Raw genomic sequence first — 17653 nt, forward strand, 5'->3', positions numbered from 1 at the left:
ACCTTTTATAATTCCTCAGCCACCATCTCCAGTGCCGCCTCAATTACCTTATCCATATCATAATACTTATAATTTCCAAGACGTCCACCAAAGATCACATTCTTTTCCTGCTCTGCAAGCTTTCTATATTCTTCAAACAGCCTATTGTTCTGTTCGTTATTTACCGGATAATACGGTTCCATTCCTACTTTCCATTCGGAAGAATACTCTTTGGAGATAACAGTTTTTTCCTGTTTTCCAAATTCAAAATGCTTGTGTTCGATAATACGTGTATAAGGAACTTCTCTTTCTGTATAGTTCACAACTGCATTTCCCTGATAGTTATCTGTATCAAGTACTTCTGTCTCAAATCTTACCGAACGATATTCCAGTGCTCCAAGCTTGTATCCGAAATATTCATCAATCATTCCGGTAAACAGTGTCTTCTCTGCGATATCCGGATTTTCTTTGATAAATTCAAAGTAATCGGTATCTGTCTTTACTTCGATTCCGTCCAGCATCTTTTCAATGATCTTTGTATATCCTCCGATCGGGATTCCCTGATATCTGTCATTGAAATAGTTGTTGTCAAATGTAAATCTTACCGGTAAACGTTTGATGATGAATGCCGGAAGGTCTTTGCAGGCACGTCCCCACTGTTTTTCGGTATAACCTTTTACCAATTTCTCAAATACATCTTTTCCTACAAGAGATAATCCCTGTTCTTCCAGGTTCTTCGGCTCTGTGATTCCAGTCTCTGCAACCTGTTTTGCGATCATATCTTTTGCTTCCTGCGGTGTCTTGATATTCCACATTTTGCTGAATGTATTCATGTTGAACGGCAGATTGTAAAGCTCATCCTTGTAAATTGCTACCGGTGAGTTAATGTAATTATTGAACTCTGCGAACTGATTGATGTAATCCCAAACCTTTTTGTTGGATGTGTGAAAAATATGTGCTCCGTATTTATGAACATTGATCCCTTCAATATTTTCACAGTAAATATTTCCACCAATATGCGGACGTTTGTCAATTACCAGGCAGGTTTTTCCTTTTTTCTTTGCTTCATAGGCAAAGACTGCTCCGTATAATCCTGATCCAACTACTAAATAATCGTACTTCATAACACTAATTCCTCTCTTTATTTCTTTGTGAATTTATCTTTTATCATCTTTGTCATTCCCACAACACTTCCCACTCCATAACTCAAATGGAGTAAAAAGAAGATTCCCGGAAGTAAAAGCTGACAGATATGTTTAGCTTCATTTTTGACCGCAAGCACTGCCATACCGATTGCACCACACCAGTATGTGATCCACATGGTGATTGCAAGAAATGGCTTTTTCACCGCTGCCAGAATCGTTGTTACGATAATCGCAAGTACAAATGCAAATGGCACAAAATGATAAATGCTAAGGCATCCCGGACACACGCCTAAGGTTCTCGCTACCCATTCTCCATTTCCATATTTCTGTTTCATCATTCCCGGAACGGAACTTCTCACATACTGCCAGGAATGGATCTGTGGATCATAACACAGACGGTATCCCGCCTTGCGAATGCGGTAATGCATTTCATTATCTTCTGTCCTTCCAAGATTCTCATTGAAAAGGCCTACTTTTTCAAATACTTCCCTGCGATAAGCAGCATGAAACATGGACTTGACGTATTTCTTTTCATTTTTCCTGCGAAAACCGGCAATCCCACTTCCAAACATTGAACTTTCTGCACTTAAAAGAAGTCGCTGCCACGGTGTGTCCTTTTCCGGAAGATTTGGTCTTGGTCCTCCGGTAACATCTTCTCCGCTTTCCATGCATTCCACATTTTTCGATACAAAATCTGTCGGAATACGACCATGGGCATCCAACCGGATAATGATATCTCCCGTTGAGGTCCGGATTGCCTGATTCCAGCCGGATGCCTGGTTATCTCCCGGATTCTCCGTAACAGTGCAGTTATAAAACTGAGAATTTTTTTCTGCAAAGTTTTCCATGATTCCTCTGGTTCCATCTTTTGAACCACTGTCTACCATCACAACTTCGATCTGTCCGGCCGGGAAATCCTGCTTTGTAATATCATCCAGCAGATGTGGAAGATATCCTTCTTCATTTCGCGCAATCGTACAAATTGATACTAACATATGCTTCTCCTATAAATTTGCCCTATCGCAACACCGCAAAAACTGTCATGAACATTGTCATAAAATCTCTCCAAAGACTGTATTTGCGCAGGTCTTCCAGATTATAGCTCATCTTTTCCGGAAGCACTTCATGAATATATGCGTGATCGACATCTTCTACATGTTCCAGCATCTCGCCTTCATCTTTATAGCAGACACTCGCTCTTGAAGTAATTCCTGCCGGAAGTAGAAGCGTAGCATACATTTCCTTCGTATAACCCTTCACATATTTCACAACTTCCGGTCTGGTTCCGACGAAACTCATCTCTCCGCGAAGTACATTGATAAGCTGCGGAAATTCATCAATCCTGCATCCCCTGATCACTTTTCCAACACGGGTCAGTCTTGCATCCTGACTGATCGTGATCTGAGTTCCCATCTTGTCTGCATTCTGTACCATAGTACGAAATTTTAAAATGTAAAATTTCTTTCCGTACTGTGTTACACGAACCTGTCTGTAAATTACCGGTCCCGGTGAATCCAGCTTGATTGCAATACTTATAACTAACATGATCGGTGATAAAATGACAAGCAAAATCATCGAAAGCAGAATGTCAAAATAACGTTTTAATTTTAATTCTTTTTCATGTCTGATCAGGATATCATAATATTTTTTTACTTCGTCCGTTCTCATAAACTTCGGAAGTTCTTCCCATTTTCTCATACAGCATTCCTATCCGATGCATTCCTTTAATACATCTGTCACGTATTTTACCTCTTCATCGGTAAGTTTCGTATGAAGCGGTAATGTAATTGCATTTTCAAATAAAGCATAAGCATTTGGATAATCTTTAATATCAAATCCCATATTTTTGTATGCAGATAACAACGGTAACGGTTTGTAATGCACATTCGTTGCTACGCCATGCTCTGCCATTTTCGTAATGATCTCATTACACTCTTCCCGCATTTTTCCCTGAACACGGATCAGATACAAATGTCCGCTGGACTTATGATCTGTATCAAAATGATTCAGTACACTCACAGGAAGACTTTCCAGTGCTTTATCATACATTCCTATGATTTCCCGACGACGTGCCAATAATGCATCATAGCGCTTTAACTGTACCAATCCAATAGAAGCCATGATATCGGTCATATTGCATTTGAAATAAGGTGCCACAACATCATACTCCCATGCGCCAAGCTGCGTCTTAGCAAGCGCATCCTTGGACTGGCCATGCAGTGAAAAGAGCATATATTTTTTATAAATGTCATCATCATCCACACCTTCAATCGGGCGCCATGTGACTGCTCCTCCTTCCGCTGTGGTAAGATTCTTTACTGCATGGAAGGAAAAGCTTGTGAAATCTGCAGCCTGTCCACATTTCTTTCCTTTTCGCTCTGCGCCAAATGCATGTGCAGCATCTGCCACCACAATCACTCTGCCAAACTTCTCCTGAAGTTCATTTGCCGGATGGAAAAGTGATTTCTTTGCTTCTACAATTTCAAATATCTTATCATAGTCACACATAATTCCGGCAAGATCTACCGGAATTATGACTTTCGTCTTTTCATTGATAGCGTCTGCCAGTTTTTCATAATCCATCTCATAGGAATCTTTCGCCACATCAATCAAAACCAGTTTTGCGCCCACATGTGAGACAACACTTGCTGAGGCACTATAGGTATAGGCTGTCGTGATCACTTCATCTCCAGGTCCGATTCCCAGAAGACGCAAAGTCATCTCCAGACAGGCTGTGGCTGAATTCAGGCAAACAACCCGGTTAGTTCCCATATACTCGGCCAGCTTCTTTTCAAAGAGCTTCGTCTTTGGTCCGGTGGTGATCCAGCCACTTCTTAAAGTATCCACAACTTCTGCTATCTCCTCCTCTGTGATATCCGGAGGAGAGAAAGCGATATGCATGTTTTTCATAAAAAAACTTCTTTCTTCATAAATTTTAGATCTTTATTGATACTTTTCTAATTCTAAATACTCTTTCCAGAACTTATAAGATGTCAAATATTTTCTTCTGTTATAATACGCTTTATCTACTTCTTTGTGAATTTTTTTATAACGCTTCACTGTTTCAAGATAGTATTTCATGACCTGTCTGAATTTTTTCTTATCCAGATATCTAATTTCTGCAGTATATGCATTTGGATTAATCGCAATGACACTATCTACAAGGCATTGTCTCTGTGGATTATAGAACCAGTCATGAGCAACCGCCGCCGGCCCTTTCCGTAACCATTTTTTTGGCCATAAAAACTGTCCATTAAAAGTCAGACGATAAAAAATGGTATCCTTCAGACTTCTGTGATCTGTTTGATAAATAGAATCAATATCCACCCCATATTCATCAAATTCTGCAAGATCTGCCATATTTGCATTTTTTGCGGACATTGTTTTTAATCGTTCCTGACATTTTTCCGCTTCAATAAAAGCAGGTCCTTTTAAATAATCTCTGATTGCATCAACAATGATTTCTGCAGCATCATAATTAAAGCGCAGTATTTCCGTTAAAAACATACCATTAAAACGTTTCCAGATACGTTCTCTTCTGTTTCTGGACGGATTACATGCCTCTTCAATCAAAAAGTTACGGAATACTTGATAATATTCCATGAAATAATTGAACTTTAAAGTAAAGCCCATATGCCATACGCAAATACCGTTCATGGTAATAAATTTAGCATTATTACGGAAACTGAATTCCGTATCATCAACACGGATAAACAATGGTAATGCAAATCCGTTTTTCTCGATCATTGTTACCGGTACACAACAATACCACCAGCCAGCATAGGAATCAGCCTTTTTCGTTTTTGCTTCCTCTTTTTGAAGCATTTCAGCCATCTCTACAATTTTTCCATGACCTTTTGAAGAATTCTGTCCTCCATCTACTCCTAAAAATCCCACATCTTCATGGAAAACATCCATCTCTTCATAACAAAGCATGGCACCACTGATAATATAATCTTTATATTTTTCTTTTGCCAGTAACAATAATAAATATGTTCTTTTTATACTTTCTGATAAAACAACAACATCATCATCCATCAATAATACATGAGTCGCCTTTGGTTTCTGGCGAATAGATTCGATCATTCCTCGTGTAAATCCACCTGAACCGCCTACATTTTTATTTCTGTGATAATAAATATGCGGACCTTCAAATTCTTCCGCCGACAATACTCGACCCTCATCATTATCAACGATGTGAAGATAAACATTTTTTCCAATGATATCATCCTGAGTTAAAATTTCATCCTTGATCATTTTAACATTTTTACGAATAAAGTCTTCTTTTTTAAATGTTGTCGTTGCGATTGAAAGTCTCACTTCATTGAAATCACTTTCATTTACCTCAGCGTAATAACCGCCACCATATACACAGCACTCTGAATACATACGCAGTTCAAATGCAACCAATGTGTCCTTATTTGATGGAATATCAACAATAATTTCTGCTTTTTGATCACAATGGTATTCTTTCTTTAACAAAACGTTTCTTTTTGCCGAATTTTCAATTCTATGATATCCGGACAGAACCAGTTCAAAGTCACCTTTAATTACAAGCTTTAACATCGTTCTGCCGATTTTTGTATGTTTTTTCCATTTTTTCATAGAAAAGGCATTTAAATATGCCCCAAAATCACATGCACTATATTTTGAAAATACAAAACATTTTTCTTCAGCATCACGGATTCCTAATCCACCCTTATAAAAAAGATCGGCATTATCTGTATATTCTTCTTTATCTGGAAATAGAATACTTTGTAATTTTAACTCCATTGTTTACATCTCCTTATTTTGTACTTCTTTTAACTCTAAATAACTGCTCCAAAAATCCTTGCTTTCAAGTTTCGAATGATTTTTTCTATATTCTTCACAAACCTTGTCATAATGCAAATCTATTAATCGAAATACTTTCAACATTTTTATATATGCTTTTAGTAGTTCTATCCTGCTCCGCTTCACACAAATTGCATTTCCTGCTGCATCAGCATACACAACCTCATTGCAGCGGAACAAGTCATAAATATTCGGATTTGGTCTGGCTACTTTTGTCGCTCTGTTTTTATATGCAGGCAGGAAATGACCATTCATTGACAACATGATCAATATTCGTTTTAATTTACACGGTGGTTCAGCCTCCGGTCTACCACATGGATCCATATCTTCCGACCTGATTCCATTATGTCCTATAAATTCTTCTGCCGACATAGACTGATAATTATATTTTTTTAATCCATCATGCACACCTAAGGTATCCGAATTATAAAACCACTTAAAACCTCTTAAAAAATCAACCGCACCTTTCAAATTCAGATCCACATATTTATATCTGTATTTTCCGATATTACTGCTGACCTGCACGAAAAGCATCTTTTTAAAATCCTTTGCAGCAAACTGCGGATTATGGATTGCATTCGTAATTGCCAGATTTCTGACATCATAATACTCCAGGAAACCAGGTAATTTATTTTCAAAAGCTTCATGCCAGATCGTTATTCCATTTAAGAAAATAAACTGCCCCTTTGCCCTCAATCCATATTCTATATCATCTCTATGGATAAAAAACGGCAAAGGATAATGCATTTCCTTAATAAACGTAACCGGAATACACGAATACCACCAGCCTGTATACTCTGCTTTTTGAATCTGCTCATTTATCACAACATTTTTTAATTGTGTCATGTCAAAATTATGGTTATTCGCAACAATATCACCATCATTCCAGCAGGCACCACATTCATACTGCAGAGTTGGCAAATCTTCTCTTAATAATGAGCCTCCGATTACTGCCATTCTATATTTCTCTTTAAGCAGGGTCAATAATGTATAAGTTCGTTCTATCGCTTCAGGAGAAATCACTGCATCGTCATCCATCAATAAAACATGTGTAATACTATCATCTCGCATATGTTCGAACATAGTTCTGGTAAATCCACCCACTCCACCAAGGTTTTTATTCTTAACAATGCGAATATGTTCATCCTCGATTTTTTCTCTTACTAATGTACCGCCATTATCGGATATGCATACCGACAAATGTCCATAAGATAAGGCATTCTCATTGTTAAGCAAATTTTCTTTTAATACTTTCATATTTCGCTCAACATACTTCTCACGTTTGAAAGTACAAATGCCTATTCCTATTTTAACTTCCTTCTTTTCCCTCTCTTCATCAGTCATATAACTTGCTGCATAGAGGGCTGTATCCTCCTCAGCGATTATGGATACACCTACTACTCCACTCTCCGGTAAAGCAAATATTGGAGTATTCACGGAATCTTCGCCTTTGCTTTCCATTGGAAATTGCATAATTATCTTCGAACATACTTTTTTATTCTTGCAGGATAAGGCATATATGACAACCTTTATTTTTCCTTTAAAATTAACAGACACACAAACCGATTGAATACCTGTATACTTTCTCCATTTTTCAGCAGAAAAAATATTCATATATGTCAAGAAATCTGCTTCACCACCTGCATTAAGCAATATTCCACTCTCTGACTTAATTCCGTTTTTTAATTTATAGTATAATTCTGGTTCCTCAACAGACTGTTGATTCCATACAATTTTTTGTAATATCATGCTTTTCACCACTTACTGATTCATATGCATATATTCAGTTGTTACTTCTTCTACCAGACCACTCATTCGAACATTTCCTTTGTCAATCCAAATAGCATGATCACATAACTGTCTGACAGAATTTATATCATGAGAAACATATAACAGAGTTGTTCCTCCACTCAACATCTGCCCCATTCTCTCATAACATTTCTGCTGGAACTGGTAATCACCAACGGATAAGATTTCATCAACCACGAGAATATCCGGTCTCACCATGGTAGCTATTGCAAATCCAAGTCTTGCCTGCATACCAGAGGAAAAATTCTTAATCGGAACATCCAAGAAATCCTGCAATTCTGCGAATTCAATAATTTCATCAAAATGCTCTTCCATAAATTTTCTTGAATGTCCAAGTACAGTTCCATTCAAAAACACATTTTCTCTAGCCGTCATATTCATATCAAACCCGGCACCCAATTCAATCAACGGTGCAATGGTCCCTTTTGTAGTAACTGAACCTTTGTATGGTTTTAAAATTCCACAGCAGGCTTTTAAAAGCGTTGACTTTCCGGATCCGTTTGTTCCGATCAGTCCCCACGCCTCTCCTCTTTTTACTTTTAAATTGACATCTTTTAACGCAAGAAATTCCTGGAACATCAATTCGTGTTTGATCAGTTTGATCACATATTCTTTCAGGTTATCTACCTTTTCAGATGCCATGTTGAACCGAATCGTCAGGTTATCAACATCTACAATATATTCTTCGCTCATTCGCCCTTCTCCTAGATATATAAAATGAAGTTATCCTGTGTTTTCTTAAATACACCAAGTCCAATTGACAGCATGATAAAAGCCATTACCCAGCAACCAATAAAGATTCTTGGAGTTGTAAAATGTCTGTATAAAACAAGATCTCTGAAGAACTGGATATAATAAAACATTGGATTACAGTATTCTACCAGCTTTCTGAGCCAGTCCGGAAGCAGCTCGATCGGGTAAAACATTGGGGTTACATACATCCATGCTACTGTGATGGCATTGTAGATATACTGAATATCTCGAAAGAAAACATTCGCAGCAGAAAGGAAAAAGCCCAATCCGCATACAAAGATATACAGCGGAATCACTACCAATGGAAAAAGCAGGATATATGGTGAAAACGGTGCTCTGGTGATCAGCATAACCAGAATCAATGCTCCCATTGAAAAAATAAGGTCGATCAGGGAACTTGTTACTTTTGATAAGGTAAAAATATATTTAGGTACATATATTTTCTTGATCAAAGCTCCATTATCCAACACAGAATACATAGACATATGGGTTGCATTATTCATAAAATCAAATAATGCCTGACCTGTCAGCAGGTAAACCGGAAAGTTTTCGATTCCGCGCTGGAACATTTGGGAAAATACCAGTGTCATTACAAGCATGATCAGCAGCGGATTCAAAATACTCCACACATATCCCAGAAAACTTCTTCTGTATTTTAATTTCACGTCTCTGACTACCAGTTCTCTTAATAAATCTTTATATCTAAAAAATGTATTTATCCTATCTCTTGTTACGCTCATTATTCTTCTCCAATTTAATATGAATCTCTTCGGCCTTTAAATGCAAGTACAGCTAACGGGAATGCAGCATATCTTGTTTTCCGTAAAAACAACACTGCCGGATTCTTTACTCTGTCATACACTTCTCTGTTTTTATGATAAAAATATGCATCTAATTTCATTGCTTCTTTTCGCATACCATTCTTCAGAGGAAAGCTGATATAAATTTTCATCTGACTGGTAAGGATTGTTGCTGTCAATTCCCTGATATACTCCAGATTTGCCTTTGGAGCCGTCTTCTCGACTTTTTTGCAGTACTGATTGAGCCGCATAAGAACCCGCAGATGATTCTTCAGATTCTTCTGCATCTTTTCAATGGACATACTTTGTCCCGGAAGTCCCAGACGATATTGGTAAACAGGGTCTTCCATAAAATATACTGTCTTCACGTAAGGAATCGGAAATGCAATAAACTCTACATCTACATAAAAAGTGTGTTCATCAATCTGTTCATTTGCTTTCCTGAAAAGCTCCGTCTTCACAGTCGTGGCATGCATATCTATGATGGTCTTACCAACAATCTCCTCAAACTGGTAGAGCTTGTTATACTCGATTTTTTCAAACGGATATTCCTGCCTCTTTTCCGGCAGCCGTGTCGTATGGTTGATCCAGGTATAATTCGATGCAACGATATCAGCATCAATTTCTTTTAAAAGTTTCACCAGTCGGATGAAGCTTCTGGTGTCTACCCAGTCATCTCCATCAACAACTTTAAAATATTTTCCTCTTGCCTCACGAGCTCCCGTGTTGATGGTGGAACCATGTCCGCCGTTTTCTTTATTGATCAACCGGAACGTATTTTCATACTTTGAAACATATCTTTCCGCAATTGTTGCAGTATCATCGCTGGAACCATCATTCACGATCAAAACTTCAATATCATCCATGACTTCAGAATTCACAAAGGATTCCAGACAGTCTTCCAGATATGCCTGCACATTGTAACTTGGGACAGTTACTGTTAATATTTTCTCGTCCATTGTTCTCCTAACCTGATTTAATACTATTTTTCTCAAAAAAAGTTGGTTTTACAGATATTTAGTTCTATCTGAATCACCAACTTTTATTCTGATTACTAAAATATTATACTACACTTTTCTTTAGATAGAAAGATTATATCAAATGCTCGCATCTTTGTCAAATCTGCCCACTTTATATACCACTGTGTTTTTCATCTACAATGGGTCCTTCATGACTGATCCTCCCTAAACTGACCAGTTCCTGAAAAGCCTCACTGTCTCTTTTTTTATCTTCCGGTCTGATATGATAAGTAGAAATCATATCTGCAACTTTTTCTTTAATATCCGGACTTTCTTCCATTGCTGCCTTTTCCAGCTCTTGCAGCTGGCTGAGGAAATGTACTTCATCGAACTCAAGAGGTTTGCCGATAAAAATCAGGTTGTTCGCTGTTTTCTGTAGTCCCTCTTCTTTTGTCAGCAATTCCTCATACAGCTTTTCCCCCGGTCTAAGACCGGTATACTTGATCTCCATATTCACACCAAGTGTATATCCGGAAAGTCGGATCAGATTCTTTGCCAAATCAGCAATCTTCACAGGCTCTCCCATATCCAGCACAAAGATTTCTCCGCCATGGGCATAAGCTCCCGCCTGAAGTACCAGTGAAACTGCTTCCGGTATCGTCATAAAATAACGGATAATATCCGGATGCGTAACTGTCACAGGACCTCCTGCCTCCATCTGTTTTTTAAACAGCGGAATAACGCTTCCATTACTTCCCAACACATTCCCGAATCGTACGATCACGTATTCTGTTCTGGAATATTTGCTGAAGGTCTGTACGATCATTTCACACATACGTTTCGATGCACCCATGATATTGGTAGGGTTTACTGCTTTATCCGTAGAGATCAGTACAAATTTCTTTACCCCGTACTTGTCCGCAGCTCTTGCTGTCTTATAAGTACCAAACACATTGTTTTTAATGGCTTCATTCGGGCTGTCTTCCATAAGTGGCACGTGTTTATGGGCTGCCGCATGAAAAACAACATCCGGTCGATAATGCTCCATGACGCTTTCAATTCGACTTGTATTTCGAACAGAACCTATCAGTACTTCCAGCTTCAGATTTGGATACTTACGAACCAGTTCCTGCTGAATGTCATAGGCATTGTTCTCATAGATATCAAAAATGATAAGAAGCTTTGGATTGTGGGAAGCGATCTGACGGCATAATTCACTTCCGATGGAGCCGCCGCCTCCCGTAACCAATACTCTTTTATTTCTCACATACTGCCCAACGCTTTCCATATCAATTTCAATAGTATCTCTTCCGAGAAGGTCTTCGATGGATACTTCCCGCAGGTTTGACACTCCTACATCGTCATTGATCAGCTGATACATTCCCGGTAATATCTTAAGTTTACAATCTGTAAGATTACAGATTCTTAAGATATCTCTGGTATTTTTTGTTCCTGCCGAAGGAATTGCAAGGATAATTTCTTCTGCATCATACTTCTTTGCTGCTTCCTGAATCTTATCTCTTCCTCCGACAATGCGGATTCCATGAATGTATTTTCCTTTTTTGGAAGGATTATCATCAATCACGCAGACAACCTTCTGATTCAGGTATTTACTGCTTTTTAATTCTTTGATGATCATATTTCCGGCTTCGCCGGCACCGATCACAATGGTGTTACGGCTATGCCTGGTTGATTTCTTCAATCCATTTTCCATAGTATGCAAAATGCGATAAGAAAATCGAGTGATGATCGTTGTGATACTTAACAAAATAAAATAGAAGAAATAATAACTTCTCGGAACCTGCAGATACAACAAACTGAAACCGAAAGCCTGAAAGACCGTTGACAGCATTGTTGCACCAAGAATGGCAAGCATCTCATTTATGCTGGCATAAGACCATACCCGGTTATACAGATTAAGTACCAAAAAAATGACTACCGTTGTGATAACATTGATGACCATATAGCTCTCGACACTGTACATATACTCTGCCGGTACCCAGATATTATCCAATTTAAAACGCAAAATAATTGCCAGATAAGAATCCAGGATCACACTTAAGATATCTACAATAAACAGTGCGATCATCCGACTTCTGGAATTTTGCAATCCCCATGTTTTTTTCATAAGCGACCTCCATTTGTACAACATAATACTGTCACAAAATATTACCGTTCTCTAACCAATCTCCGCTTAGTTATATAACTCATATACATATGCCTTTTCATCCTGATACAATTCCTTTGAATTTTTAAGTCCGGTTAATTTTTGTATCTTTTCTAAGCATTTTTCAGGATCCATGGTTACCTTTTCACCGAGATCATCATATTTTTTATCAAGTATTCGATCCAAATATACAACTAATTTGGAATTTTCTATTGAAACGTCCGGTACTTTTATATCCAGATCTTTGTAATACATTTGATATAAACGTTGGTAATTCTGTAATTCTAACCCTTCGTTAATCATTATATAAGACGTTGTATAAACATACAAGCATGTTGTATCTGTATATTCTTTACTGATTGCAATATTATTCTCTCCTTCCGGATATAAATAACAAGGATCATTTACATAATACGTCAAGCCTCCTATCAGCATCATTGAAATAACCATTGCAATCTGAATCTTTGCTTTATTTTTTATCCATAACTTATAGATAAAATAAAGCAGGTAGCAAAACAGCAGAGACAGAAAAGGAAACAAATTCATGATATACCTGTTCACCTGCCATGGCGAGATTTTTGCCGAAATAACAAATACAAAAGCACAAGTAAGTATTATATCACAGATCAAATATGTTTCTCTTTTTACTTTTACATAAACAGTTTTTGTGTGTTCTTTATTATTCACTGCAATTTCATAGTGATCTGCATGATATTGCAGCTTCATTTCCCACAAAACCTGTGTGATAAGATATGCAAGAATTCCAAGGCAGCAGACAATCAGGAGCAGCATGAAGACACCGCCGAACATCTCTTCACTGACTATAACCCAGAATTTTCTGATTCGTGACGTCCAATCTGAAAAATTATGCATATTCTGAAGTGTTTTCTGGCTATGGCTCACTCCTGTACCTGTCAGATTCTTAAGAATTGCAGGGTATAACGCAACAGCACAAACTCCGCCAACGCCTCCGCTCACTACATATTTTCCGGTCATTTTAAAGTCTTTTCGCATGATCATCCAGATCATCTGAAAGATCACCATAGGAAATGCAAAAATCACAAAATAGTAATGTGTAAATACACCGCCAAAAGTAGCAAGCAAAATACTAATCAAATTTTTCATTTTGATTTTTCTTGATGCCATCATTTCCAAATGTTCATATGCGAAAATGGTACACCACATGGTTAATAACATATACATTCGAATATATGTCACCATATTTACCGCTGCAATACTAAATCCAAAAAACAAAACCGGAAAGAAAGCAAAATAGTTATCTTTTTTGATTAATTTCCCTATTTTATACAAAAATATAATTGTTACTGCATAATACAACAAGTTAGGAATGAGACCAAACCATTTACTGAATTGTCCCGGAAAGCATGAACTGATCGCATGCAAAACCATATAAAAAAGAGGTGGATGGGAATCATGGGTCTGATTATAGATAACAGATCCAAATTTGAAGGCTTCTCCCTCATTGACTGTCATATATTCCTTAAACATATCCGGACTGATTTCCGGATTATCTAATGCTCCATCTTCCCAGATCTGTGCGTGGTAATAACTGTTAGAAAGTCCATAGGACCATAACTCATCCACAAAATATCCTTTTTTCATATCACAATAAAAAATCATAAAAATGATCTGTATAAGCAGAACACATATGAATATAATATGACTGCTCTTATCTCTCAAAAACTTTATCATATTCCTACCTTTCCATTGATTCCTGTATTTTTATTTTTTGACAAATGCTTCTTTGCCCATTTCCGGAGCAGTATCTCCCTTTGTAACAACTTTGATCTCAATTGCTTCTATTCTTTTTGAAAGTCCTTCTGTACCTGCAGGATTACCATTTTTTGTCCATCCGAGCCAGCCATAATCCTGTGCGTGGACACGGTAATACACATCACATGATTCAGAAAGCGTTCCGGTAAGATTAATCTTGATCGCTTCTACTCGTTTTCCTTTTCCAGTGGTTCCGGCAAGGGCTCCGTCTTTTACAGACTTCTGCCAGCCGATATCCTGTACATGGGCACTATATTCCACACTTCCCTCTGCTTTTTGACCTGACAGGGATATTTTGATTGCTTCTACTCGTTTACTTTCCCCGGTAGTTCCGGCAAGAGCCCCGTCTTTTACATTATTCTGCCAGCCAATATCCTGTACATGAGCAGAATAGACGATGGAGGTCCATTTTTTGCTGAAGCACTGTTCCGTTGTTCCCGGAGCCTGTGCACCTTTTTTTACAATTTCAATCTGAATGGCTTCTACACGGTAACCATAGCCTTCGGTTCCGGCAGACTCTCCATTCTTGGTCCATCCCATCCAGCCGAAATTCTGCGCATGGACACGGTAATAGATATCATATCTTTCTTCCATTTCTTCTGTCAGTCTGATTTTTACAGCTTCTAGCCTCTTCTGGCCATTTGCGGTGCCGCTTACTTCACCTTCTTCTTTCCAGCTGTCCCAGCCAATATCCTGTATATGTGACATATATAGAATGGTTCCTGCGTAGCCTTTATCACGCAAATTAACTTTGATTCCACCTAAAGCCAAGGACTTTCCTGTTGTACCGCTGGTTTCTCCATTTTCAACCGGACTCATCCATCCTTCACCATTGACATATGCAGTATAAGAAACGGTCGGATCCTTCTCCACAAATGCATTTTCTGTACTTCCGGGAGCATCCATTCCTTTTTTGCCTGCAACGATCTGGATGGCTTCTGCCTGGCAGTCATAACCTTTAGTTCCTGACTCCTCATCATTCTTTGCCCAGCCAAGCCAGCCATAATTGCTTGTATAAACACGATAGTAAATATCGTAATTCTCTGCCTGCGTTCCTTTTAATCTGATTTTAATAGCTTCGATTCTTTTTGGATCGTCATTTGCTGTCGATTCCTTTCCATCTGCAGAACATTCCTGCCAGCCTGCATTTGGCACATAAGTTGAATATTCCACATTAAGGTCTGCAAGATTGGCATTAATCTTTATACTTTGGATTGCTTTCGACAAACCTACTGTACCACTTTGTTCTCCATTTTTCACCTGACCGGTCCAGCCAAGATCCTGCACAGAAGTACTGTAAGAAAGGAGGTCTTTATTCTCAACATCTACATCCTTTTCTTTTTTCAGCAATACGATCTGGATTGCCTGTAAATCCTTCGATTCTCCGGTTGTTCCTGCAATCTCATCTGTTGTGACATAATTCTGCCATCCATCATTTGCCACATGGGCACGATATAAGATCTGGTATTCGTCTTTCTTTTCGCCTGTCAGACGAATCTGAACTGCCTGTATTGCTTTGCTCTGCCCGGTTGTTCCTGCCTGTTCACCGTCTGCAACATAATCCTGCCAGCCATCATCCGCCACATGGGCACGATATTCGATACCCAGACCATCAATTCCTGATATCTGCATTTTCATGGCCTGCATTGCGTATCCAAGGCCTACAGTACCTGCCTTTTCACCATTTCCGGTTTCATCTAACCATCCAAGATTTGTTACGTGTGCCGAAACAGATAAGGCATCCTTCACTTCATCCGGTACTGCTACCGGCTCTACCTCTTCCCCTGTATCCGGCTTGTTATTTTCAGGCGGCTTCACATTTGAAGAAGATCCATTTCCTTTCTGAATAAGTGAAATGTAATCTGTACTGGCATATCCATACATATCATGAAAATTATAGTTACCGGTACTGCTGTCTACTCCGTTTCTTCCCTCTGTAAGGACACCATCGCTCTGAACCCGGTAAAATCCATTCGCTGCTTCACCATTATCCAAAAGTAAAAATGCATACTGTGACTGAGCAGCTGTCTTATACAGCACATCAGAAGAAGTATTGCTTTCTTTTCTGACATTCAGCGTGGTATGTTCACTGTTTATCAAATCCTTTATTCCAATGGAATATTTTCCATAATCCTTTGATCCATTTGTCCTGTCGAGGCTCCACATCAAATTGGCGATCTTCTCACCCCAAAACGGATCGGATGCATAGTGGACGTTAATTCCACTTCCTTTATTACCCAGATAGGCTCCTTTATAGGTTCCACATCCCGGTCTTAAATATTGCTTCGACATATAAGTTTCCGCAAAATCCTTGAGACAGGTAGAGACATCCTTGTAGCTATTGGCACTCTCTCCAGGAGAGGTATCTACAGCATTTAAACCGAAAAGATTATTCTTTTCCTTTGCAATACTACTCTTTCCCCATCCGCTCTCAAGGGCTGCTGTTCCTGCCATCATCAGGGCATTTACACCGTATGTATCCTGATTTTTCGCAAACTGTGCACCGGTATCCCACATTTTAGAGTCTGAATCAGTCTTTGCATTGATGATAGAATTCAATTCATCTGCACTATAATTGCTCTGACTGCGAAGCGGCAGATACTGAAAATAATTATAATATGGAGCAGACGGATTCACAGAATGTGAACGGTCACCGTTTTGATAATCTTCCAGCATATTTTCAAAATTATCGTAGGTGTAAAAATAATGTCCGTCATAACTATAATAATCGGTGCCCTCTGCAAGATACTCCGGTGCCGGTCCATTGTCCAGACGGGCATTATAATCATTATTCGTTACGTTTCCAACGATATTATGATAGAGTCTTCCGGATGAGACCTGATAACAACTAAGGGATTCAGCCTGGGAAATATCTACGACCTGTACTTCATCCGGATCGATTTCTCCGATCACGCCTGAAAGCATAAACCGCACTTTTCCATCGCTGGTTCCAAGATAAGCAGCGTCCGCACCGTACGCACCGCAGGTATATCCCTGGGCGCCGGTTTCTGCTTCTGTGTATTCTGTAACCACAGCACCTTTTGTGTTAAAGTTAACGATTTGGGCAGAAGAATCTCTTGCCATTCGAATACTTTTGTCTTCTTCAACTAATCCTATTTCCGGTTCTATTTCATACACGTTTCCATATTCGTCTGTTTCTATCAGCTTTTCTTCGACCTTCTGAGGTTCTTCTTCGGCATATACACGAAGCGGCATTTCTGTCATTCCTGTTATCACAGCACCTGCCATAAAAAGTGCAGCCATTTGCTTTGATTTCTTTCCCATAGTATTCTCCTTACTTATTCATCAGATCCCCCACTGTTTCAGTCTTAGTATAGCACCCACATTCTTAGAGTAGCAACATTTTTATAACTTTCAAGGCAGAAAAACGCTGAAGTTCATGGCAAATCACTT

General features: G+C 38.6%; 12 protein-coding genes. All 12 read right to left on the reverse strand.

Annotated features, from left to right (window positions below):
* Positions 1 to 5: 5 nt before the first annotated feature.
* Positions 6 to 1103, reverse strand: a complete 1098-nt coding sequence (glf, locus tag PGZ10_RS04245) for a UDP-galactopyranose mutase (RefSeq protein WP_117556348.1) — start codon at positions 1101 to 1103, stop codon at positions 6 to 8.
* A gap of 17 nt (positions 1104 to 1120) precedes the next feature.
* On the reverse strand, positions 1121 to 2119 hold the full coding sequence (locus tag PGZ10_RS04250; RefSeq protein WP_117823974.1) for a glycosyltransferase family 2 protein: 999 nt from the start codon (positions 2117 to 2119) through the stop codon (positions 1121 to 1123).
* A 22-nt stretch (positions 2120 to 2141) separates the two neighbouring features.
* Positions 2142 to 2822, reverse strand: coding sequence for a sugar transferase (locus tag PGZ10_RS04255; protein WP_117556352.1), 681 nt, complete (start codon positions 2820 to 2822; stop codon positions 2142 to 2144).
* A 9-nt stretch (positions 2823 to 2831) separates the two neighbouring features.
* Entirely contained in the window at positions 2832 to 4025 is a 1194-nt protein-coding gene (locus PGZ10_RS04260; protein ID WP_055156569.1) for a DegT/DnrJ/EryC1/StrS family aminotransferase, read from the reverse strand.
* 42 nt (positions 4026 to 4067) lie between these two features.
* Positions 4068 to 5897, reverse strand: coding sequence for a glycosyltransferase family 2 protein (locus PGZ10_RS04265; RefSeq protein WP_117835299.1), 1830 nt, complete (start codon positions 5895 to 5897; stop codon positions 4068 to 4070).
* A gap of 3 nt (positions 5898 to 5900) precedes the next feature.
* Positions 5901 to 7706: a glycosyltransferase gene (locus PGZ10_RS04270; RefSeq protein ID WP_117835300.1), complete on the reverse strand. Its 1806-nt coding sequence runs from the start codon at positions 7704 to 7706 to the stop codon at positions 5901 to 5903.
* A 12-nt stretch (positions 7707 to 7718) separates the two neighbouring features.
* Positions 7719 to 8459: an ABC transporter ATP-binding protein gene (locus PGZ10_RS04275; RefSeq protein ID WP_055156532.1), complete on the reverse strand. Its 741-nt coding sequence runs from the start codon at positions 8457 to 8459 to the stop codon at positions 7719 to 7721.
* Between the two features lie 11 nt (positions 8460 to 8470).
* On the reverse strand, positions 8471 to 9259 hold the full coding sequence (locus PGZ10_RS04280; RefSeq protein ID WP_022220079.1) for an ABC transporter permease: 789 nt from the start codon (positions 9257 to 9259) through the stop codon (positions 8471 to 8473).
* Positions 9260 to 9273: 14 nt separating this feature from the next.
* Positions 9274 to 10278 (reverse strand): glycosyltransferase family 2 protein, encoded by a 1005-nt coding sequence (locus tag PGZ10_RS04285; RefSeq protein ID WP_022220080.1) that lies wholly within the window; start codon positions 10276 to 10278, stop codon positions 9274 to 9276.
* Positions 10279 to 10450: 172 nt separating this feature from the next.
* On the reverse strand, positions 10451 to 12406 hold the full coding sequence (locus PGZ10_RS04290) for a polysaccharide biosynthesis protein (protein ID WP_117835302.1): 1956 nt from the start codon (positions 12404 to 12406) through the stop codon (positions 10451 to 10453).
* Between the two features lie 66 nt (positions 12407 to 12472).
* Complete coding sequence (locus PGZ10_RS04295) at positions 12473 to 14050, reverse strand: glycosyltransferase family 39 protein (RefSeq protein ID WP_147339263.1); 1578 nt, start codon at positions 14048 to 14050, stop codon at positions 12473 to 12475.
* A 138-nt stretch (positions 14051 to 14188) separates the two neighbouring features.
* Positions 14189 to 17524: a glucosaminidase domain-containing protein gene (locus tag PGZ10_RS04300; protein WP_117835305.1), complete on the reverse strand. Its 3336-nt coding sequence runs from the start codon at positions 17522 to 17524 to the stop codon at positions 14189 to 14191.
* Positions 17525 to 17653 lie beyond the last annotated feature (129 nt).

This window comes from Coprococcus sp. AF102-57 (assembly GCF_027686195.1).
Taxonomy (GTDB): domain Bacteria; phylum Bacillota; class Clostridia; order Lachnospirales; family Lachnospiraceae; genus Allocoprococcus; species Allocoprococcus comes.